The organism is Epilithonimonas mollis (genome assembly GCF_900142325.1).
GTDB classification, from domain to species: domain Bacteria; phylum Bacteroidota; class Bacteroidia; order Flavobacteriales; family Weeksellaceae; genus Epilithonimonas; species Epilithonimonas mollis.
This window is the reverse complement of the sequence record NZ_FRAM01000001.1, coordinates 1,236,157-1,258,261: the sequence shown is the minus strand read 5'-3', so window position 1 is coordinate 1,258,261 and position 22,105 is coordinate 1,236,157. Positions and strand designations below refer to the sequence as shown.

General features: G+C 38.6%; 19 protein-coding genes. 11 read left to right on the top strand and 8 right to left on the bottom strand.

Features of this window, described 5'->3' with window-relative positions:
* Positions 1 to 59 precede the first annotated feature (59 nt).
* Complete coding sequence (locus tag BUA97_RS05585; RefSeq protein WP_072996827.1) at positions 60 to 575, top strand: thioredoxin family protein; 516 nt, start codon at positions 60 to 62, stop codon at positions 573 to 575.
* A gap of 33 nt (positions 576 to 608) precedes the next feature.
* On the opposite strand, the gene BUA97_RS05580 is transcribed toward BUA97_RS05585, so the two are convergent.
* On the bottom strand, positions 609 to 923 hold the full coding sequence (locus tag BUA97_RS05580) for a hypothetical protein (RefSeq protein WP_139258237.1): 315 nt from the start codon (positions 921 to 923) through the stop codon (positions 609 to 611).
* Positions 924 to 1,515: 592 nt separating this feature from the next.
* On the opposite strand from BUA97_RS05580, the gene BUA97_RS05575 reads away from it, so the two are divergent.
* Positions 1,516 to 2,193, top strand: a complete 678-nt coding sequence (locus BUA97_RS05575) for a hypothetical protein (RefSeq protein WP_072996825.1) — start codon at positions 1,516 to 1,518, stop codon at positions 2,191 to 2,193.
* Positions 2,194 to 2,250: 57 nt separating this feature from the next.
* Here BUA97_RS05575 and BUA97_RS05570 read toward each other — a convergent pair whose 3' ends face one another.
* Positions 2,251 to 3,954, bottom strand: coding sequence for a hypothetical protein (locus BUA97_RS05570; RefSeq protein WP_072996824.1), 1,704 nt, complete (start codon positions 3,952 to 3,954; stop codon positions 2,251 to 2,253).
* A gap of 134 nt (positions 3,955 to 4,088) precedes the next feature.
* On the opposite strand from BUA97_RS05570, the gene BUA97_RS05565 reads away from it, so the two are divergent.
* The 5 genes from BUA97_RS05565 (at position 4,089) to BUA97_RS05545 (ending at position 10,366) form a co-directional block, all read left to right on the top strand.
* Positions 4,089 to 5,117: a nucleoid-associated protein gene (locus BUA97_RS05565; RefSeq protein ID WP_072996823.1), complete on the top strand. Its 1,029-nt coding sequence runs from the start codon at positions 4,089 to 4,091 to the stop codon at positions 5,115 to 5,117.
* A gap of 145 nt (positions 5,118 to 5,262) precedes the next feature.
* Positions 5,263 to 5,622 carry a hypothetical protein gene (locus BUA97_RS05560; protein WP_072996822.1) on the top strand — a complete coding sequence of 120 codons (360 nt, stop codon included), beginning with the start codon at positions 5,263 to 5,265 and terminating at the stop codon, positions 5,620 to 5,622.
* Positions 5,623 to 5,893: 271 nt separating this feature from the next.
* A complete protein-coding gene (locus tag BUA97_RS05555) occupies positions 5,894 to 8,284 on the top strand; it encodes a TonB-dependent receptor (RefSeq protein WP_245795805.1) in 2,391 nt (796 codons plus the stop codon).
* A gap of 28 nt (positions 8,285 to 8,312) precedes the next feature.
* On the top strand, positions 8,313 to 8,873 hold the full coding sequence (locus BUA97_RS05550; RefSeq protein WP_072996821.1) for a hypothetical protein: 561 nt from the start codon (positions 8,313 to 8,315) through the stop codon (positions 8,871 to 8,873).
* A gap of 158 nt (positions 8,874 to 9,031) precedes the next feature.
* Entirely contained in the window at positions 9,032 to 10,366 is a 1,335-nt protein-coding gene (locus tag BUA97_RS05545; RefSeq protein WP_072996820.1) for a trigger factor, read from the top strand.
* 80 nt (positions 10,367 to 10,446) lie between these two features.
* Here the strand turns inward: BUA97_RS05545 and BUA97_RS05540 are convergent, their stop codons facing one another.
* Entirely contained in the window at positions 10,447 to 11,328 is an 882-nt protein-coding gene (locus BUA97_RS05540) for a M23 family metallopeptidase (protein WP_084081261.1), read from the bottom strand.
* 186 nt (positions 11,329 to 11,514) lie between these two features.
* Here BUA97_RS05540 and BUA97_RS05535 point away from each other — a divergent pair, with 186 nt between their 5' ends.
* Positions 11,515 to 12,531 (top strand): NAD(P)H-dependent glycerol-3-phosphate dehydrogenase, encoded by a 1,017-nt coding sequence (locus BUA97_RS05535; RefSeq protein WP_072996819.1) that lies wholly within the window; start codon positions 11,515 to 11,517, stop codon positions 12,529 to 12,531.
* A 101-nt stretch (positions 12,532 to 12,632) separates the two neighbouring features.
* Positions 12,633 to 12,971 carry a YkvA family protein gene (locus tag BUA97_RS05530; protein WP_072996818.1) on the top strand — a complete coding sequence of 113 codons (339 nt, stop codon included), beginning with the start codon at positions 12,633 to 12,635 and terminating at the stop codon, positions 12,969 to 12,971.
* Between the two features lie 58 nt (positions 12,972 to 13,029).
* Here BUA97_RS05530 and BUA97_RS05525 read toward each other — a convergent pair whose 3' ends face one another.
* Complete coding sequence (locus BUA97_RS05525) at positions 13,030 to 13,278, bottom strand: NifU family protein (protein ID WP_072996817.1); 249 nt, start codon at positions 13,276 to 13,278, stop codon at positions 13,030 to 13,032.
* Positions 13,279 to 13,282: 4 nt separating this feature from the next.
* Entirely contained in the window at positions 13,283 to 14,389 is a 1,107-nt protein-coding gene (locus BUA97_RS05520) for an Mrp/NBP35 family ATP-binding protein (RefSeq protein WP_072996816.1), read from the bottom strand.
* Positions 14,390 to 14,587: 198 nt separating this feature from the next.
* On the opposite strand from BUA97_RS05520, the gene BUA97_RS05515 reads away from it, so the two are divergent.
* Together BUA97_RS05515 and BUA97_RS05510 are read left to right on the top strand one after the other, a co-directional pair.
* Positions 14,588 to 15,964, top strand: coding sequence for a DUF4403 family protein (locus BUA97_RS05515; RefSeq protein WP_072996815.1), 1,377 nt, complete (start codon positions 14,588 to 14,590; stop codon positions 15,962 to 15,964).
* A gap of 80 nt (positions 15,965 to 16,044) precedes the next feature.
* Positions 16,045 to 18,591, top strand: coding sequence for a M4 family metallopeptidase (locus BUA97_RS05510; RefSeq protein ID WP_072996814.1), 2,547 nt, complete (start codon positions 16,045 to 16,047; stop codon positions 18,589 to 18,591).
* 68 nt (positions 18,592 to 18,659) lie between these two features.
* Here the strand turns inward: BUA97_RS05510 and deoD are convergent, their stop codons facing one another.
* From deoD to gltX, 3 genes are all read right to left on the bottom strand, one after another.
* Positions 18,660 to 19,367: a purine-nucleoside phosphorylase gene (gene deoD / locus BUA97_RS05505; RefSeq protein WP_072996813.1), complete on the bottom strand. Its 708-nt coding sequence runs from the start codon at positions 19,365 to 19,367 to the stop codon at positions 18,660 to 18,662.
* Between the two features lie 173 nt (positions 19,368 to 19,540).
* Positions 19,541 to 20,497, bottom strand: a complete 957-nt coding sequence (locus BUA97_RS05500) for an acetyl-CoA carboxylase carboxyltransferase subunit alpha (protein ID WP_072996812.1) — start codon at positions 20,495 to 20,497, stop codon at positions 19,541 to 19,543.
* A 65-nt stretch (positions 20,498 to 20,562) separates the two neighbouring features.
* Positions 20,563 to 22,071, bottom strand: a complete 1,509-nt coding sequence (gene gltX, locus BUA97_RS05495; RefSeq protein WP_072996811.1) for a glutamate--tRNA ligase — start codon at positions 22,069 to 22,071, stop codon at positions 20,563 to 20,565.
* Between the last annotated feature and the right edge of the window lie 34 nt (positions 22,072 to 22,105).

Below are 22,105 nucleotides of genomic sequence, written 5' to 3'. Positions count from 1 at the left end.
TGGGTTTTTTTATTTGCAGAAATAATTGCTAAATTCGTTTACAGTAAATATTTAAAATAATGAAGATTTCAAAAATTATCATGCTTCTTGTATTGTTTGCCGTTCAGCTGAACTTTGCGCAGGAGAAAGCAGATGAGGTTCTCAATAAAGCGCTGACACAAGCAAAAGCTGAAAATAAAAATGTCCTGTTGGTGTTTCACGCATCCTGGTGCGGCTGGTGTAAACTGATGGAGAAGAATATGAACCTTCCGGCAACCAAACCACTTTTTGAGAAGAGCTATGTGACGGCTTATGTGGATGTGCAGGAGCGTGGTGAGAAGAAAAGCCTGGAAAATCCGGGCGGGCAGGAACTGATGAACAAATATAAAGGAGAAACTGCAGGGCTTCCGTTCTGGCTGATGATAGATCCGAAAGGAGAAGTGCTGGCTGATTCTTTTGATGACAAGGGAGAAAATATCGGATCGCCGGCATCTGAGGAGGAAGTCGCTTTTTTCCTGGCGAAGCTTGAGAAAACATCCCATCTTAATAAAGCAGAACTCCAAAAAATAAAACAGTTTTTTGTAAAGAAAAATTAAAATGACATCCCCAGACGAGAGTTTGGGGATTTTTTATTTGTAACCGGTTTGGGGTAAACATTTTTCTACCAGTTTGTAAACGGTTTTCAGCCGTTCCACAAAAGCCTGCATATTTCTGGTAATTCTTTTTGCTTCCTGAGGATCTTTTGATTTCAGTACTTCGTCACCACTTTTGGAAATGCAGTTCTGTACTTCGGCTTTGGTGATCTGTCCGTCTGAAGATAGCTTTGTCTGGATGCATTCGCAGGATTTTTTGGCAATTTCCTGTTCGATGGTTTGGGCTTTTGCAGCTGAGAAAGTCATTAATAAAAATAATATCAGGGCTGATTTTCGGGAGAAGTGTTTCATTCGGAGTGGTGATTTTGTCAAAGATAAAGTATTTTGTGTTTTGATGGTGATATGTTTCTATAATGGGTTATTGTTTTATATAATTCAATCATAAATCTATAGTTGGTTGATTTTTGTTAATTATATTAGCTGTTAGTTGTTTATAATTTAAATTAATTAAATAATTATGATTAAATTAATTTAAAAAAATACTTGTATGTGATTTAAATTGTAAATATATTTGGGTATCTGAGATATTGAGTTGATAGTCGGATGAGTTAAGTGGGCTGTTACAGAGGTTAAGTAGATTGATACAGAAGTTATATAGACTGTTACAGGAGTTAGGTAGAGTGTTACAAGACTTAAGTAGATTGTTACAGAACTTAGGTAGACTGTTACAGGAGTTAAGTGGGCTATTACAAGACTTAGGCAGAGTGTTACAGAGGTTAAGTAGATTGATACAAGAGTTGAGTCGGCTATTACAAGACTTAAGTAGACTGTTACAAGAGTGAATTAGATGGAATAGATAAAACAGTTGAAAAGTTATTTATAGAATTCAAGAAAAATTTTAAATATATAAACGGGAATTATTAATTAAAACACAATTATAATTATGGCACATTCAAACTTAAACTATGAAGAGTATCCGGCGATTGGCGATGCGCTGATTGCTAGTTTTAGCAGAGACCAGGTGGAGTTGGCGGGGCATTATAAGATGATGGATTCGGATTATTTGACGGATTTTCAGAATGCTATTGATGCGGTGCGGGGAACGGCATCGGTACTGGCGAAAACGGAGGAACTGAAAAGTGTGACCAGGCAATTGTATGGTCTGGCGGATGAGGCTAATGAAAGACTGCTGTTCCTGCTGGATTATGTAAAAGATGCGGGTCTGGACTCTGCTTCTATATCGGGTATCAGAACGAAGCTGACGAGGAGAAATATCGAGGGTGCGGTGTATGATCTGCGTGAGGTGCTGCCTTATCTGGAGAGCCACCGTGCGGCGCTGGATGCGGGTAATATGCCGGGAGATTTCCTGTCATATTTTCCACCTATCCTTCCGCAACTGGAGGCTTGGAATGCTGAGCAGATTGGCATCCTCAGTAACCGAAAAACTCTGGTGGAGGCGAATAAGGCTTTGTTTGAAGCGGCTTACAGCTATATCTCCAAAGTGAGCAACAACGGCAAAAAGGTTTTTAAAAATACGGTGAAAAAGGATGATTATACGATTGCGAAACTGATCTCGAAAGTGAGGGTTGAAGGGAAAGGGGAAGAAGACCCTAATCCCTGAGAACCTGTTTGTTTGTGTGGTCCCCAAGTGCGAGCTTGGGGATTTTTATTATTGCAACTATTGCCGAACTAGCTTATAATACATATTTACCATTTCGTACCCGTCATAAAATGAGTAGGTCAGGGTAATGGTGTTTGGATCCAGGATTGTTATAACGCCGTCGCTGAATGACCAGGTGTAGTTTTCGTCATTGATACCTGTTCCGCCGGTTAATTTTAAGCTATTGGCTTCTATGGTGTTATTATGATTTGCCGTTATTGTCTGCCAACCGGTGGGTTCTTTATATTCCAATATATTGCACTGCGGGCCGTAATTGTAATACCTGTATTTCTCAGCTATATTTATTTTCATTGTGTTGGCCGTAAAGGTTGCCTGGCCACTGAAAAACTGATCCTCTCTTTGCCCGGGACAAGTGTAAGTATCTGTATTCCATTGATCCGCAGGTTCATTTTCGATGATGGTAAACTTCCAGTTGCCTTCTATGGTAAATGCGTTTTTAGGGATGACTTTCACATCAAATCTGTTGGAGATTTTGTTGTAATCATCATTGTAATCCACCGTTACGTATGTGGTTACCGGTACTGTGGCCGTTGGGTTCTTGAGCTTGAGGTTCATTTTTATTTTGCCTTCACTGTCAAAGCTTATGTTGTCGAGCGCAACGTCTGTACTGGCCACGGAAAATCTGGTTTTGTCAAACATTGCTTTGGTGGCTGCAAGGTCAGCAGGCGTTGCAGCTGGTGGTAAAGTCTGAGGATCGGTGATTGTAAAGTTGCAGAACGGGATATTTTTGTTCATCCAATCCAGTTGGGTATTTATTTTTGAATGCCAATTTTTCAGCGATGAGAACTGAGAGAAGAAGTTTGTAAAATTTGGAAAAGAGGATGCGTTGGACTGGTCCTGACTGGTGACACTTCTTCTGCTCATAGAATAGTTCAGGATTTTGCTTTGCTCGGACGTGAATGTTATTTCGGCCTTATTTGAAGTCATAAACTGATTAAGAACAACCAGTTTCAGGTTTGCAAATCCACCGGCGTATTGTTTGCATTTGTTAAGGCAGATCAACACCCCTACGGCTGCTATACTTTTTTCTATAGGATCCGGGAGAATCCACAGTGCTACACCACAGACACCGAGAAAATACATGGACGCTTTTAGTTTCAGTAATTTTTCATTTCCCAAAGCATTCGGATCGTCGTCGGTAATTTTCAGGACGTTTTCTTTTAAAATATATTGATATAAGTCTTTGTTGGCCAGGTAAAATTTTGCGGCTGTTGCCTGGTCTTTTTCGCTGGCATTATTGAAAACGGTTTTGAAATTGAGGATATTCGACTTCAGAGAAGATGTGCTTTCATTGTTTTCCAGGTTATCGGTGTAGGTATTTATTAAGGATAAATAGTCATTAATTATATTTTTTGGGGTGTCTGCCAGAGTTGTGTCACTGATCTCAATGGGAATAGTTTGGTTCAGGTTTGAAATCACCATCGTGTTGGCACCTAGTTTTGTATCATAAGGGATGGAAATAGTAATTTTATCATTTTCTATGGATTTACCTTTGGTTTTTTTGCCGTCGATTGTAATATCATAATCCTGATTATATATAGCACCCTTTGCATCAAAGGTGATGATCTGATAACGTGCTGCTTTCAATGTTTCTACAATGCTTTCGGTTTCATCCTCGACTCCGTTGTCGTTTTTACAATTGTTTACCAAAAGCAGGCAAAATAGAAAAAGGAAGGTTTTTAAAAAAGAATGAGTTTTCATGGTTAAAAGTTTCTATTATCATTCAGGACAAAAGTAGAATGTATCAGATTATTATAAAATACCACTTTTAAGGTATTTTTTTCATTCGTCAAAGAGCAGGAATAATTTATCTTTGCAATCCTAAAACAAAAACAATGTTTTCAAAAATCACAGTTCACAGAGTCGGGAATAAAATCAATGGTGAGTCGCTGATGCTCTCCCAGGAGGAGCTTCAGCTGGAAGATGATATGAAGGAATTGCTCGGTAATTATTTTATGGGTGCTTTCAAATCCGAAGAACAGTTCCAGTTTTACAGTGACTCTTACCTGGTGAATAATCCGGTTTACAGTTCTGTGTCAGAAATCTTTGAAGACAAAGCTAAGTTCCAATGGGAATCTGAAAACATCGCCAAACATCTTTACGAAGCGGCGGAAAACCCGAGAGTTCAGGCGGGTGAGTTGTTTATTGTTTACTTTGAGGGCGAGCCCATTGAAACTGAAGAAGGCGAACCAAAACAAATCGATTCCATCGGGATTTTCAAAACCGAAAAAAGAGAATCTTTTCTGAAAATCTTTCCTAAGAATGAAACGTTTGATATCGAAAGAGATCAGGGCATCAGCCTGTCAAAGATCGATAAAGCGGCTCTGATCTATAACAATGACAAAGAAAGCGGGTATATCCTGTCTGTAGTTGACAACAACAAGAACGGTGATATGTACTACTGGTTTGAGGATTTTCTGAAAGTGAAACAACGCGACGACGAATATTTCCACACGCAGGAGACGCTGAGTGTTTATAAAGATTTTATCACGCAGCAACTGCCGCAGGAATTCGAGGTGAGTAAGGCTGACCAGGCGGATTTTCTTAACAAGTCCATTAATTTTTTCAAGGAAAAGGAGGCGTTTAAATACGATGATTTTGTGAAGGAAGTTTTGGAGGATGAAAATGTGATCGAAAGCTTTTCCAATTTCAAATCCGACTACGAGCAGGATATGCAGATCTCGATCTCGGAAGATTTCCCGATCAATACGCAGGCTGTCAAAAAGCAGCAGAGACATTTCAAATCGATCATCAAGCTGGATAAAAACTTCCATATCTACATCCACGGTGACCGTAAAATGATAGAAACGGGGCAGGATGAAAAGGGGAAGTATTACCGTTTGTATTTTGAGGAAGAGAAATAAATGAATATGTTCTCTCGCAGATCTGGCGGACTAAGCAGTTTTTTCAGGATTATATTTATAAATTTATTTTAAAAGCCTTTCTTTATTTTATCGGATTTCGCATAATTATATCTTTGGGTTGCAAAAAATTTCTACCTTTGTGGCTATGTTGAACAAGACAAACAAACAATTTCAGAAAATCATTTCGGTATTTTTCACCGTGATCTATGTTTTTGTGGTTTTGTTTTCTTCAGAATTACATAACCACAAGGGCGAGTCTTTTATCAAAGATTCAGGTTCCAAAAAAACAGAAAAGTCTATTACGAAGGTGCTTTCGAATAATCAATCTGGCGACTGTCTCGCATGTCATTTTATGGCAACGGGCAACACGCTGGTTCCGGAGCAGTTTACTTTTCATTTTGAGAACCACACACAGCAAACCGAGCAGATCATCTCCGCTCAGGAAAAAATCTGGGAACAAACCAAATTTACCTTTCAGCTTCGGGGTCCGCCCGCACTTTCTTAAATTCCAATTTTCTCAATAATCCATTGAGAACTTCTTTGAATTAATTTTATCAGACCATTTTGGCAACTTTCAATATTGTTGTTGGGTAACAACAGTTTTATCAGGGCAGCTTGATCCGTCTTCCGTTCCCGTTTTTTTCTTTTTAGCAAAAAAGAAGAAGAGCTGCACTCAAACCGGGCTGGATACCATTCTACGTTCCAAAATTACTTCGATAATTAAGTTCAAATTACTCAATAAGTACCTGGTACTTTTTACATAACACATTTTAAAAATGAAACACATTATAAATCTGATGTTGGTCTTTTTTGGACTTTCATTAGTCACTGCGCAGAGCTATTCTGTAGAAGGAACTGTTCAGGATTTTCACGATAAGACCATGCTGGAAAATGCTGTTGTAACGTTAGGGAAATTTACCACGAAAACCGATAAAAAAGGAAGGTTTTCATTCAGTAACATCTCTGCAGGGTCGCATCAGCTGTTCGCAAAGCATCCTCTCTGCGACGATTATACTGAAAATGTAAAAGTCGATAGAGACTTGCATTTGGCAATCACATTGGAACATCATACCAACGAGATACAAACCGTTACGCTCCACGGTAGTCACAAAACCAAAGGTTCTGTGATTATGAGCACGCTGGATAAAACGGATATTGATAGGAATTCCACAGAAAACCTGGGAAATCTGCTGTCAAAACTTTCCGGAGTAACCGCTTTGAAAACAGGAAATAATATTACAAAACCTGTCATCCGCGGATTGTACGGTAGCCGAATTTCTATCCTGAACAATGGTGTGAAAATGGCTGAGCAAGAATGGGGAGTAGAGCACGCTCCGAATATCGATGTCAACGATTTTGAACACATCGATGTTGTAAAAGGAGCTTCCGCTTTGAAGTATGGTAACGAAGGTGTTGGCGGTGTTGTCGTTTTGGAGCCTGCGATATTGCCCAAGAAAGATACAGTAATGGGTAACATAAGACTTTCCGGTATTTCTAATGGAAGAGGAGGTGAGTTGGGAGCTACTGTTATCAAGTCTTGGGAAAACCAATGGTTTGTAAAAGCTGGTGGAACTTATAGAAAAACAGGAGACCAATATGTTCCGCATCATACGTTGCAGAATACAGGGCAAGAATTTAACTCTTTCAATTTTGCGTTTGGGAAGCACAGTTTCCTACAAGGTTTTGATGTTTCTTATAGTGGTACCAATCAGGAATTCGGGATTTACAAAGGTGCGCACTTATCGAGTCTTGAAGATTTTTATAATGCTATCAACTTTAGTCAGCCATATTATCTGGATAACTTCAGTTATAATATTGATAACCCTAAACAGGAAGTTGAACATCATATTGCAAAGATTTTTGCTTACAAACGATTTGAGAATTTTGGAAAACTAAGTTTTCAATATAGCTTTCAAATCAATCACAGGAAAGAATATGATATCAGGAGAGGAGAGTTATTAAATGTTCCATCTATGGATTTGAGGTTAATAACACATTCTGCCAGTTTGGTCCATTTGCTGGAACGCTCCAATTGGAGTTTGGAAAGTGGACTTTCTGCAGGTTACCAGGATAATTATCCAAATCCGGCCACTAAAGCAAGACGTTTGATCCCAGATTATTACCGATATGATGCAGGCGCATTTTCTGTTTTCAAGTATAGATTCAGTTCAAAAATGAATGCTGAAGCTGCTGTGAGATATGATTTCAGCAGATATGATGCCTATAAATATTATGATTCGGATAAATGGGAAGCCAATTTCGCTGCGATCTTTCCACAATTTTTCATTCAGGAATCTGGTAGCAGAACTTTGACAAGACCTATTTTGGATTATCATAACCTCTCTGCCAATCTTGGTTTGGATTATAAGCCTACTCAGAATTATGAATTCAAACTGAATTTGTCAAGAGTTGAAAGATCACCAAATCCTGCCGAACTTTTTGCTGACGGATTGCATCATTCTGCGGCAATTATTGAAAGAGGTGATCTTACGATAAAGAAAGAAGCACTATATAATTTTAATCTTTCTTTTGTCGGAAACTTTAATATTCTTAAAGGCTTACATTTAGAAATCAATCCATATTTAATGTATTCTGATAGTTTTATTAATCAAATCCCAACAGGTTATGAGTCATCTAACAGATCAGGAGGAGGTGCTTTCCCTATCTGGACCTATCAGCAAATTAAAGCCAGAATGATTGGTGTGGATACAGATGCAGAGTTATCTATTTTGGACAATCTAAAATGGAAATCAAGTTTCAGTACTTTGAGAGGTGACGATCTTTCTAATAATGAACCTTTGATCCTAATGATGCCGACCAAATTGAGAAATTCAATTGAACTGAATCTGAGTAAGCCTAAGAATTTTTATATCACTTTAGAAAATGACAATACATTTAAACAGAATCGTTTTCCTGTGACTGATATTCCTTTTACTTATATAAAGGATGGACAAATCATAGATGCCATTATTGACTTTAGTTCTACGCCTGCAGCTTATACTTTATTTAATGCTACCATCGGGGCGGACTTATACAAAAATCTGAATCTTAATTTCAGAATCAACAATTTGTTTAACACGGAGTATCGCGAATATCTGAACAGGCTGAGATATTATATGTTCGAGCCGGGAAGAAACTTCGTAGTGACTCTGAAATACAACTTTTAATTATTACAAACTTAAAATTTAAATCGAAATGAAAAAATTATTAAATATTACACTAGCACTTTTAGTAGCCTTTTTTATCTTGTCTTGTAGAAACAGCGATGACGAAGTTCCAGAAGATGTACACGAGCACGATGAAATTGGAAAAGTGGTTTTAACTTTGACGAATAAAGCAAATGTTTCTGATGTTCAAACTATCAGTGTAATCTCTGGTGTTGCAGATGGGCATTTGCATTTGCATGCTGGTGATACTTATACAGCGGTATTGGATTTCCAAATCAAGCACGATGATCATTACCACTCTTCGGATGAGATAGAGGAAGAGAAAGATCATCATTTTATTACATTCAATCCTGCTAATGCGGATATTGTTGTAGTGAGAGCTGCTAACGATATTGTAAGAACAGATGGACAAAAATTAGGTCTTAGAACAGAATGGACCATTAATTCTACACAGGAAACGGGAAAAATGAACATCAAATTAATTCACGGTCCAGCAACAGTTAATCAAAATTATCCTTCTGCATCTAACCAATTAGGTCAGACCACCGGAGGAGAAACAGATGTTGATATTACTGTGGATGCACATTAATCCAATATTTATTTAATATGTTGAAATAAAGATGTCTTTCCAAAAGGCATCTTTATTTTTTTGCGAAAACTTTATGATTTTTTATAAATATCAAGGAAGTAAATAATTTTGAATTTCCTCAGAATTTACCTACTTTTGCAACCTAAAAATTTCAATTAATGAACGTTACAGCTACAAACCATGACGAGGTGAGCGCATTGCTTACAGTAACATTGGAAAAATCTGATTATAAAGAAAAAGTTGAAAAACAACTGATCAACTATGCTAAAAATGCACAGGTTCCTGGATTCAGAAAAGGGAAAGTGCCATTGAGTATGGTGAGAAAACAATATGAAGCAGGTATTGCTTATGAAGAAATCAACAAGCAGATCTCTGAAGCGTTGAATAACTACGTTGCTGAAAATAAATTAAGATTAGTAGGACAACCGGTTCCTCAGCCTGTTAACGGTTTCGATCACAATGCAGATTCTTTATCTGTTGCTTTCGAAGTGGGTTACGAGCCAGACTTCACTGTAGATCTGACTAAATATGAAGCTCCTCATTACAAAGTAGAAGCGTCTGACAAAGAGATCTCTACAAGTGTAGAAAATATGCAAAAACGTTTTGCTGAAAGATTGCCTGAGGAAAAAATCGCTAAGGATTCTTACGTAGCTTTGGAAATCTCTCAGGTTGTGGAAGCTGATGCAGAAGGTGAGCACCACCACCAGCCAAAAAACGTAACTATTTCTAAAGAACAGAAAGAAGCTTACGATCTGGTTAAAAAATTGAAAAAAGACGATTCTGTAAAAGTATCAAAAGAAGACCTGGCTGCTAAAGAAGAATTGGCCAAACAATTAGGATTCAGCAAAGAAGAAGCAGAACATCTTCATCACAACGAGGTTGAAGTTACTGTAAAAGATATCTACGGATTGAAACTTGCAGAACTTAACCAGGAGTTGTTTGACAAAGTTTACGGTAAAGATGTTATCACGACTGAGGAGGAATTGAAAGCTAGAGTGAAAACTGAATTGGACGAATATTTCCAGCAAAATGCGGATGTACATTTCGTAAACAAAGTTCTGGAGCAGGTGAACGAAAAAGAAGAGATCAAATTGCCAGAGGCATTCTTAATCAAATGGTTGTTGTTCTCTAACCAGAATATCACTTCCGAAGAGCATGCAAAAGAAATCCTTGAGAATGAGAAAAACATTATCAAAGGACAGATCCTTGAAGGAAAACTGATGAATGATAATGACATCCAACTGGATTATACAGAAGTTCTTGGACAAGCTGAGCAATTGGTAAGAAACCAGCTCGCTATTTACGGAATCCACCATTTAGGAGATGATGAAGTTCAGAAATATGCGGCAGAAATGCTGAAAGACGAAAACCAGGTGAGACAAATTTCTTCTGAAGTTGCAATGGCAAAACTGAAGGACGTTATCCTTGAGAAATCTAAAAAGAAAGAAACAAAAATCTCCCACGATGAGTTTCTTGAAGCATTGAAGAAATAATTTTTATTCAAGAATATATTGAAAAACGCTCCAGAATCTGGAGCGTTTTTTTTATGTTTGGTTTGGATGGCAAATAACTTTTAAAAATTCAGGAATAATCTCGGGTTAACCGGTTGATTGTTTTTGTGTACTTCGTAATGAAGGTGAGGCCCGGTCGAACGGCCTGTATTCCCGGACTTGGCGATGATCTGACCCACTTTTACCCTGTCATTGGCTTCCACCATGATTTCTGATAAATGGCCATACAAAGTCGCTAATCCATTGCCATGTTCTATGATGATACAGTTTCCGTAGCCGCCTCTCACGCCGGCAAAAATCACTTTTCCGGATGCCGCACATTTGACAGGGCTTCCATAAGCAACTGCAACATCCAGTCCTTTATGAAACTGCATCTGGTCTTTCTCGGCAGGCGCGTTGCTGGATGCGTTTCTGTCTTCTTTTACAATAGCCTGTCTTTTTATGACATTTCCCAGGCTGTCTTTTTCTTCGGCAATACTGGAATTATTAGCAACTTCTGTAGATTTTGGCGGAATGGGGTTTTTTCTGATTCCGAAATTGGAAGAGATATAACCGTCGGTCGGGATTCCCAAAGGGATCTGCTGTAGTCTCTGTTCCAGATCGATCAGATACTGACTGTATCTGTTGCTGACTTTTGCCAGGTAAACCTCATTTTCCAAGCTGTCTTTTGCCAGTTTTTCTATTCTAAGGTCAGAAACATTTTTCGATTTTAGAAATCCGTCGATGCTTCGGATGCTTTGATCCACCAGTGCAAGATCGGTTTTCAGCTGAAGATGGTCAACGCTGTCTTTTTTGTTATTGATTTTTACGAGATTGACTTCATAAACCTTGTCATCTTTTCCGTTGTAAAGTTTTGCAATAATTACGGACTGAACAAAACAAGCGATCAACAGTAATGTAAGAACGATATTTTTTTTCTTCTTCGATTTCAGAAACTGAACCATTAACAGATTTTTTAAAATGGACTGCAAAAGTAAGTAATTTTTATTTTTATCAATGTCAGTCAATGTTAACGATGTAATTTGAACTAATAAAAGTTAATTATTCTTAATTTATTGTTAAAGGATGTTTTGATTGATGTAAGTACATAATTTGCATTAGATTTGTACCAATGAAAAAGAAGAAAAAGCATGACTAAGAAATTGACTAAATCCTCTCATAATGTGCGTGTTGGCGTTCTCGGAAGCGGGAGTTTTGCGACAGCTATCGTAAAAATGCTTGCAGAAAACTGCAAAACTGTCAATTGGTGTGTCCGTAATGAGTTTGTGAAAGGTGCCATCGAACAGCGCGGACACAATCCAAGCTATCTGACAACCGTTTCTTTCAACTTAAAAAAACTGCATATCACGACAGACATCAATGAGCTTGTTTCTCATTCTGATGTTATTATTCTGGCAGTTCCTTCTATATATTTGGCAGATTCTATGGAGAAAATGACCTGCGAATATCAGGACAAGTTATTCTGTTCAGCCATCAAAGGTATTGTTCCGAAACATAATGATATCGTTGCCCATTACCTGAAAGATGAATTCAGAATCGGGTTCAAAAACCAGGCGGTCATCGCCGGTCCATGCCACGCAGAAGAGGTTGCGATGGAACGTTTATCTTATCTTACTGTTGCTGTGGCACAGAAAGAAGATGCTGAAGTTCTTCAGGAGATTTTATCTTCTCATTACATTAAGGTTAATACAAGTTGCGATATACTTGGAAACGAATATTCTGCAATTCTTAAGAACATCTATGCTATTGGAGCTGGAATTGCAAGCGGATTGGGCTATGGAGACAATTTCATAGCAGTCTATGTTTCTAATGCCATTCGTGAAATGGAAACTTTCCTGGAAGCGATTTATCCTGAGCCCAGAGATGTTAATGACAGTGCCTATCTCGGGGATTTGATCGTAACGGCTTATTCATTATTTTCGAGAAACAGAAACCTGGGAAACCTGATTGGAAAAGGATACACCGTGAAGTCTGCGATCCAGTCGATGAGCATGGTTGCGGAAGGTTATTATGCGACCAACGGCATCTATGCCATCTGTAAAGAGAAGAAACTAAAGCTTCCGATTATCAATGCAGTCTATGATATTTTATATGAAGGAAAAAATGCAGAAAAACAATTTGCAAAACTGACGGACAAACTGACGTAACCAATTGTTAATTAACAAAACATTACGATTTTCTATTCAGTGATTGGAATAGAATTTGAGAACTTTGATTCGTTAAAATAGAATAAACACAAAAACAAAAAATGAAATATTCAAAATTTAAACTGGCACAGGAGGCAATTAAGCATAAAGGATTTTTGCAAAAGATTCCATCTGTTTTCAGGATGATAAAATTGTATTACAAAGGCGAATACAAAATGAAATTTACAGATATTCTGCTGCCGGCTTTAGCTTTACTTTATGTCATCTCGCCAATCGACATTATTCCGGATTTTGTTCCAGTGATTGGTGCTTTGGATGATTTGGCTATCTTAGCTTTAGCGATTCCTTTATTGATGAAAGAAGTCGATAAATTTTTAATTTGGGAAAGCCAGAAAAACAATCCTGATACAAAAATCATCGATGCAGAAATTGTAGAATAAAAAGTACTTAGAAAAAATAAAATCCCGATTCAGTCTATTTGAATCGGGATTTTATTTTTTAAACACTGATTACTTCCTGTATCTCGGGAGCAAATTGTTTGATGGTGTTTTCCACACCCAGTTTCATTGTAGAACTGCTGATGCCGCAGCTGGAACAGTTTCCTAGTAGTTTCACATAGACTCTGTCTTCCTGGACATCTACTAATTCAATATCGCCGCCATCCTTTTTCAGAAACGGACGAATACTTTCCAAAGCGTCCATCACTTTGGTTACCAGTTCTTCTTGAATTTGATTGATATTATTCATTATATTATTTTTTAGGCGAGCATCCGGCCATCGTTGTGATTTTCACTGCTTCGGTCGGAGGCAGATTTGTGTTTCTTTCTACAAGGCTCTCAATCATGTTTTGAGCCGTTTTGATATAGATGTCGGAAATTATGGAGTTTTCCTGAAGGGCTGCCGGTCTTCCAACGTCACCTGCTTCTCTGATACTTTGAATCAAAGGAATCTCTCCCAAAACCGGAATTCCCAAATCTTCTGCCATAAACTGAGCACCTTGTTTACCAAAGATATAATATTTATTCTCAGGTAACTCCTCTGGTGTAAAATAAGCCATATTTTCTATCAGTCCCAATACGGGAATGTTGATACTTTCCATATTGAACATTGCAATTCCCTTTCTCACATCCGCCAAAGCAACGTGTTGAGGCGTGCTTACAATCACAGCACCTGTGACAGGAACTTCCTGAATAATAGAAAGATGGATGTCGCCAGTTCCCGGAGGAAGGTCAATCAAAAGGAAATCCAATTCACCCCAATCTGCATCACGAATCATCTGATTCAATGCTTTGGAAGCCATTGGTCCTCTCCAGACTACCGCTTGGTTGGCTCCGGAAAAATATCCGATCGACAACATTTTCACACCATAGTTCTCGATTGGTTTCATGAGATTTCTGCCATTCACCTCTACAGAAATTGGTTTTTGGCCCTCTGTGTCAAGCATTGTCGGGACAGATGGGCCGTAGATATCAGCGTCTAATAGTCCAACTTTGAAACCCATTTTTGCCAACGTTACCGCAAGATTTGCCGCAACGGTAGATTTGCCGACACCACCTTTTCCGGAAGCAACTGCAATGATGTTCTGAATTCCCGGAATTTGTTTTCCTTTGATTTCATTGGTAACGGGTGTTGCAGGCAATTCAGGAGAAGCAATTTTTAATTTCAGATTAATATGTTCTCCAAATTCTGAAGCAAAAGCCTGCTTCATCGCAACTTCCAGTTTCTTCTTCTCATGCATCGCCGGCGAATGAGCGGTCATGTCAATATACACATCATCACCCATCACCTGGAAATTACTCACAAGGTCGTCCACTTCTATCTCTTTCAGAAAATCCTGAACTTTTGATTTCGTCAGCATAAAATTTTTTATTCTTTGAGGCTTCAAATTTACGGATTTTAAAATTAATTTAGAATGAATTGAATTTGTGATTTTATCTATGTTAATGATTTTTGACAGTTTAGCTGATATCAAAATGAGAATGATGTGACAAGTTTAGAGACACAATATTTTAAATAAAACAATTAATTTAGCGTTCATATTTTTATTTAAACATTTATGAAAATAGTTAAGACTATCCATATCATATATTTTCTTATTTCCGGAATCCCGGCTTTTGCCCAAAAAGAGAATCCGGTTTATACACTGCCCAAAATCAAATCCGGAATCACGCTTCCGGTTTTACTTCCGGTTTCGGAAATCAACAATCTTATCAATCAATCGGTAAAAGGCGTGCTCTACGAAGATCAATCTTATACGGATAACAATAACGACCAGTTCAGGGTAAAGGTAGAAAAGCAAGGAAATATCGCTATAAAAGCATTGGCTAATAACAGGCTCATGATCTCTGTGCCGCTTAAAATCTGGGCGGAAAAAGGCTATGGAACCTTGGGCTATTATATGTACAAGGATACCAATCTTAACCTGATAATGAATTTTATTACCAGCCTGGCTGCAACACAGGACTGGAAACTGAGCACCAAAACAACAACTGCAGGTTTTGTCTGGACCCAGAAACCGGTTCTGGACTATGGCAAGATCAAGATTCCGATTGCTCCTTTTATTGAATCTACTCTTAAAGAGCAACAGGGTAAATTCACGAAGATTATTGATGATCAGATCAAATCACAGTTCAACCTACAGCCATATCTGGTGACGGCCTGGAATCAGTTTTCCAAGCCGATCAATATTTCGGAAGACTATAATACATGGCTGAAGATCTCGCCTCAGAATATTTACATGTCACCGCTGCAGGTTTTTCAGGATAAGATCAAGATGACAATTGGCGTTGATCTGTATTCTGAAACTTTTGTTGGGCAGATTCCACTTGCGACAAAAGACGTCAATACAATCCCTAACTTCCTTCAGAGACCGGATTTGCCGAGTATATTCAGTCTGCAGACCACAGCTAATATCAGCTTTGATGAAGCTACAAAAATTGCGAGAAAGCAGTTTATGAATAAGGAATTTCCTTTGAACAGCGAAAAAAATAAGGTGAAGGTGAATGATATTCTGGTTTATCCTGAGAAGGAAAAAATTGTTATTGAGGTGAAAACCGAAGGCGGTGTCAACGGAACGGCTTTTATAAAAGGCAAACCGGTTTATGATGCTGTTAATCATAAAATAACTTTAACTGACACGGATTTTAATCTGAAAACCAGGAATATATTTCAGAAAGCGCTGACTGTTCTGTTTGAAGGAAAAATCAGAAAGATGATAGAGAAGGATTACGGGATTCCGCTTCTGGATATTGAAAATTCTTCAAGGAAAAGCCTAACCGATAGCTTTAATAAAGAATATTATAAAGGCATCCGTCTACAGGGAAATGTCATTGATCTCAGGCCTTCTCAGTTTTTGTTGTCGGAAAAATATATTACTGTTGTGATCGATACCAAGGCGCAGCTTCAGATGATGGTTTCCGGACTGGGTTTTTAAAGATTTAACACTTTTATTTGAGTTTTATTGATTTTGACGCACAAAATAATAGTTATATTTGTCATCAATTAAATATTGAAATGAAGAAAACTCTATCACTAGCAATTGTGCTGGCTTATGTGTGTGGATTTGCACAAGAATCTAAGGCATTATCTAAGCTAAAACAAGAAACGAACGCCAATGTTACAATCAGTAACAGTACTTCCAATCCCAATTTTATACATTTTGGAAATGCGCCTCAACTGAAATCTTCCGGAGCTAAAGCAAAAGCAGTAGAATTCCTTGCGCAGAATTTTCAGGCATTCAATCTAAGATCTGTTAACGATCTTGTTTTTGTTGCAGAAAAGACGGATAATTATGGATTGAAAAGTGTTATTTACAGACAGGAGCATCAGGGTGTTCCCGTGTATGATGGTGTTCTCAAACTACATTTTAATAAAAAAGAAGAACTGACATCTGTAAACGGCAATGCAATTTCTAATATTAAAGTCAATACGACGCCGGATATCAATCCGCAAGAAGCAGAACGTATAGCAAAAAGCATGGTTGATAACCAAAATCTGAATATGTCCAATACGCCTCTGGAAGCGGCAAAGACCAATCTTCTGATATTCCCAAAGTATCTGGCACAGGGAGGCAGTGTTGTTCCATATCTGGCTTATGAGATAGAAGTCACTAATAAAAAAGATGTAAGGGAGTTTTTATTTATCAATGCGCACACGGGAGAGTTAGTGGATCAGTTCACAGGAATTCATCCCATCGACAGAAACCTTTATGAAACCAACACTAACGCTTCCAACCTGAAGTGGAAAGAAGGCGATACTTTCCCCGGAACTCTTAGCAAATGGCAACAGAACGAAGTGACAACATCTGAGCACGTTTATAACTTTTTTAAAAATGCTTTTGGTTATGTTTCTTATGATTCCCAGGATCATACAATGATTACAGTCAATAATGATCCGACAATCAATTGCCCGAACGCAAGATGGAACGGCACTTACGCAGGATACTGTGACGGAACGGCAACTGATGATGTTATAGCGCACGAGTGGGGACACGCTTACACAGAATATACCAGCGGATTAATCTATCAATATCAGTCAGGTGCACTGAACGAGTCTTATTCCGATGTTTGGGGAGAAACCATTGATCTTATAAATAATTATGAAGATGAAGGGGAAAATCTGAGTGTAAGGACGACCGCTTCCTGTTCAGGATCTATGAGATGGAAAATGGGAGAAGATGCTACTGCTTTTGGTGGTGCGATCCGTGATATGTGGAATCCTAATTGTAACGGAGATCCTGCAAAAGTATTGGATACGGATTATTATTTCTGCGGAACTGCTGACAGTGGAGGCGTCCATACCAACTCGGGAGTAACCAACCATTTGTATGCTCTGCTTGTAGATGGTGGAACTTATAACGGCTACACAATGACCGGAATGGGATTGATCAAAGCTGCACATATTTGGTGGAGAGCACAGAATATTTATCTGACATCCACCAGTGATTTTACAAATTTTGCAGATGCTTTGGAAGCTTCGGCAAGTGATCTGCTTGGGATTAATCTTCAAGGTCTTTCAACAACAGTCACTTCTGCAGGTCTCAGCGGACAGAGCATTACAGCAGCTGATATTCTGAGCCTTAAAAACGGGATACTGGCAGTCCAATTAAAGTCTTCTCCTGTAACCCAGTGTAACTATGTTCCGATCTTGGCAGAGACGCCGGATCTTTGTGCTAATGCGACTTCCAACCCGTTGTTCAAAGAGGATTGGGAAAACGGTTCAGGAAACTGGGCGATTACCAATATCCCTTCAAAACCATCAACCTGGGAAAACAGAGACTGGACAATAATCAGTAATCTGCCAAAAGGTAGAGCCGGAAAGGCAATATTTGCAATAGACCCTGTAAACGGAGACTGTAATGCCAATTTGCAGAACGGGATTCTTCGTCTGGAAAGTCCGCTAATCAACATCCCGACTTTTTCCGGCGGTAAGTACGAAATGGCATTCAATCATTATGTTGCAACAGAATCAACCTGGGATGGCGGGAATATAAAGTACAGTCTGAACGGTGGGAACTGGATATTGGTTCCGATCACAGCCTTCACACAAAACAGATTTAACAATGTGCTGGACGGAACTTCCAACAGCAATAATCCTTTGAAAGGGCAACGTGCTTTTACAGGGACTGATGGAGGCTCACTGAGCGGAAGCTGGGGACAGAGTGTGATCGATCTTTCAAAACTCGGCGCAGTTTCCGGTTCTAATATTAAATTTCGTTTCGAGTTTGGAACCGATGGCTGCAACGGTCTTGACGGCTGGTATCTGGATGAATTGTATATCTATAACTGCAGCACACTTGCCGTTGAGGATATTCAGAAGCAAAATGGAATAACAGTATTTCCTAATCCCACGTCTGGATTTGTAACCATACAGAATACTAAAAATTCCAGTCTGAAGAAAGTAGAAGTTTATAATGCAGCAGGACAATTAATCAGAAATTTTGATCTGAATAATGGTGTCAGTAAAACTTCCTTGGATATGAGCCAGTTAACTAACGGAACTTATGTTTTGAAAGTGAGTTCAGAAACAGAAAGCAATACTGTGAAAGTGATTAAAAAATAAATTTCGTTATTTATAAATAAAAAATGCTTCCAAATCGGAAGCATTTTTTATTTGATGTCTGTGCTGAATTAATATTTCAGTGCTGTTTCCAGAGACAGCTCCATCATTGTTCTAAGTGCCTGTTCTCTCTGGTCGGCAGATATCTCCTCTTTTGTTGGGATGATGTCGGATACAGTCAGTATCGTTGCAGCATTTTTTCCAAGGTATTTTGCATTTGCAAACAGCGCAAACGCTTCCATTTCTACAGCCAGACAGTTATATTTCTCAGCAATTGCAGGAACGGTCGGGTTTTTTCTGTAGAAGATATCGCTGGAATGGATGTTGGTAGATTTCACATTCAGGTTTAGTTCGGAAGCGGTCTGATTTATTTTATCAAACGCATCTCCCTGATTAGAAATTGCTTCTTCCTCGATTTCCCATGCAAATTTTGCATAGGTACTTTCGCTTGCTGCTTTTTCTACATTCAGGATATCAAATAATTTCAAATCTGTGGCATAAGCTCCACAAGTTCCGATCCGGATGATTGTGTCAACCTCATATTCTGTAAAAAGTTCGTAAGAATAAATCCCGATACTTGGGAAGCCCATTCCGCTTGCTCCGACGGTGATTTCTTTTCCTTTGTATTTTCCAGTAAAGAAAAAAACATTTCTGGTTTTACTGACCAAAGTGACATCGGTCAAAAAATTATCTGCAATATATTTAGCTCTTAACGGATCGCCCGGCATCAGAACCGTCTTTGCAATCTCACCTTTTTTTGCACTGATATGTACGCTCATTTGATTAAAAATTTTAGGAATGTGAAGATAAAATTAAAAAATGAAACAAAAAAGAAAGTTGATACCATTAATGCGTTCATCAGACATTAATCAGGTTTTCCATTTTTTATTGTAAAAGAAAAACCCCGCCAGAGTAACTGAAAGGGTTGATTTTTTAATGCTTACAAAATTGCTTATCCTTTGAATTCTCCCATTGCGATAAACTTATCCTGTCTTTCTGAAACCAGTTTTTCTACAGGTAACTTAGAAAGTGTTTTGATGTCTTTTAGTAAAACTTTCTTGACATTCTCAAATGTTGCAGCAGGATCATAATGGGCGCCACCAAGCGGTTCAGGAATGATATCGTCAATCAGCTTTTGTTTCAGCATATCTTCGCCAGTCAACTTCATTGTATTGGCTGCAGTTTCTTTGTATTCCCAGCTTCTCCAAAGGATCGCAGAGCAGTTTTCCGGAGAAATCACGGAATACCATGTGTTTTCTAACATATAAACTTTGTTCCCGACACCGATTCCCAATGCGCCACCGCTTGCTCCTTCACCAATGATTATTGTGATAATAGGCGTTTTCAACTGGCACATTTCATAGATATTTCTGGCGATTGCTTCCCCCTGTCCGCGTTCCTCAGCTTCCAAACCTGGATATGCTCCGGGTGTATCTACAAAAGTCACTACAGGGATATTAAATTTCTCTGCCAGTTTCATCAGTCGCAGGGCTTTTCTGTAGCCTTCAGGATTAGACATCCCGAAGCGTCTGTGCTGGCGTTCTTTGGTTGTTCTGCCTTTTTGGGTTCCGATCAGCATCACAGTATTTCCGCTGATGCTGGCGATTCCGCCAATCATGGCAGGATCATCTCCAAAGTTTCTGTCTCCATGTAATTCTACAAAGCTCCCTGCGTCTGTCAAGCCATTGATATAGTCCAGTGTGTAAGGTCTGTCCGGATGTCTTGATAGCTGTACTCTTTGCCATGGCGTGAGATTTCCGTATATTTTTTTCTTAGTTTCTTCTATTTTGGTTTTGATCTTTTTGCAGGATTCATCCACGTCGATACCGCTTTCTGTACCTAGCTGTACACATTTTTCGTACTGGTCGATCAGTTCTTTTACAGGTTGCTCAAATTCTAAATACTCCATATTCTGTTTGGATTAAACCGTTTCAAAAATAATCTTTTTTTTACAAATGGCTTTGAATTATCTAATTAATTCGAATTAATTGCTTTTTCGATTCTTGCAAGCGTTTCTTCTTTTCCGATGATATTCATAATGTCCGGAACATCAGGGCCTTTCAGTTCTCCGACCAACGCAAGGCGCAGCGGCATCATTATTTTTCCCATCCCAATAGAATGCTCTTCCGCAAAATGATGAATTGATTCTCTAAGCGTATCAGGTTCAAAGTTAGCTGCTTCGAGATGTTTGGAAAAATCTTTTAAAATTGCAGAAGTTGTTTCGTTCCATGCTTTTTTAGTTGCTTTTTCATCATAAGAACCTGGTGCTTCGAAAAAGAATTTTCCGTCGTTATAGATGTCGGCCACGAAAGTTGCTCTTTCTTTCATCAATGAAACGATTTTCAGTAATTTTTCATCAGTTAAAGCAGATGATTTTACTTCGTCCGTTTCTTTTAATAATTCTAAAACAGCTTCGTCCGATTTAAGTTTAAGGTATTCCTGATTGAACCATTTTGCTTTCTGCGGATCGAATCTTGCGCCTGCTTTGTGAACTTTGTGAAGGTCAAATTCGGCAATCATCTCATCCATAGAAACAATTTCTCTGTCGTTTGCCGGCGTCCATCCTAATAATGCGGTCATATTAATAAAAGCCTCCGGGAAATAGCCGGATTCTTTGTAGCCTTTCCAGATTTCGTCGCTTTCGGGATCTTTGAAATCCATAGGGAAAACCGGAAACCCGAATTTTGCGCCATCTCTTTTGCTTAGTTTTCCTTTTCCTTCCGGCTTTAAAATCAGTGATAGATGTGCAAATTCCGGAGCTTCCCAATTCATAGCTTCATACAATAAAACGTGCAAAGGCATAGATGGCAGCCACTCTTCACCACGGATAACATGAGAGATTTTCATCTCAAAATCATCTACAACATTGGCGAAATGATAAGTTGGCATTCCATCATTTTTAATTAAAACCTTATCATCAAGCGTATTGGTATTTACAGAGAAATTTCCTCTGATGATATCCTGGAGATTCAATATTCTATCCATCGGCATTTTGAAACGAACCACATAAGGCACATTCGCGTCCAGCAATTTTTGAACTTCGTCAGCTGAAAGAGAAATACTATTTCTCAATTGTTGTCTTGTCTGATGATTGTAGGCAAAAACATCGCCTCTAGCTTCGAAGTCATTTCTGATCGTATCCAATTCTTCAGGTGTATCGAAGGCGAGATAAGCATAATCTGTTTTCAGGATTTGCTCTTTGTATCTGTCATAAATATCTCTTCTTTCAGATTGTCTGTAAGGCGCATATGGTCCGCCAACTTTTGGGCTCTCATCTGGAATAATTCCACACCATTCCAATGAATTCATAATGTAATCTTCTGCGCCTTCTACATATCTTGCGGTATCGGTATCCTCTATTCTGAGGACAAATTCTCCGCCCTGGTTTTTTGCGAAAAGATAATCATATAGGGCTGTTCTGACACCACCTAAATGTAAAGCTCCTGTTGGACTTGGTGCAAAACGCACTCTTACTTTTTTCATGTCTAAAAAATTGTGGTGCAAAATTAAGAAATTC